This window comes from Streptomyces doebereineriae (assembly GCF_031845645.1).
Classification (GTDB): domain Bacteria; phylum Actinomycetota; class Actinomycetes; order Streptomycetales; family Streptomycetaceae; genus Streptomyces; species Streptomyces canus.
Genome location: NZ_JAVREZ010000266.1, coordinates 1 through 459 on the forward strand (window position 1 = coordinate 1; position 459 = coordinate 459).

Below are 459 nucleotides of genomic sequence, written 5' to 3' on the forward strand. Positions count from 1 at the left end.
AGATGAGGATCCCCGTCCTCGGGTCCTCCTCGTTCCCCGCGTAGATCCGCTCGGCAAGCGAGGCCGAGTTGTAACCGCACTCCAGCGCGATCGTACGGATCAGCAGGTGGGAGAGGGTGTGCAGAGCGATGTAGCGCGCTCCGGGCCACCCGTGCAGGGGGTCGAAGTCGCTGGTCTTACGGTCCGACCTGCGGTTGGTGCGGAATCGGCCGAAGGCTTCCCTGTGGGCCTCCAATTGCGGGGACTTCTCCACTCTCGCCACCCATTCGGCCATGAGCCCGTCGTGAACCCGCAGGAAGATGCCCTCACCGCGGACTTCACTGGCCGGCACCCAGTTCTGCGCCGTGCGGGAGAGGCGTACTTCCTGACCGATCTCCGGCGACTCCGGGTCCGGCGCATCAAGCCGCGTGAAGCCGATCAGTGCACGTGCCTCACGCAGGCGTTCGACCTGCCGAAGGT

At 66.2% G+C, this 459-nt stretch carries 1 pseudogene; it reads right to left on the minus strand.

Annotated features, from left to right (window positions below):
- Positions 1-274, minus strand: a pseudogene (locus RNB18_RS51810) (DUF1998 domain-containing protein); the annotation flags it as partial.
- Between the last annotated feature and the right edge of the window lie 185 nt (positions 275-459).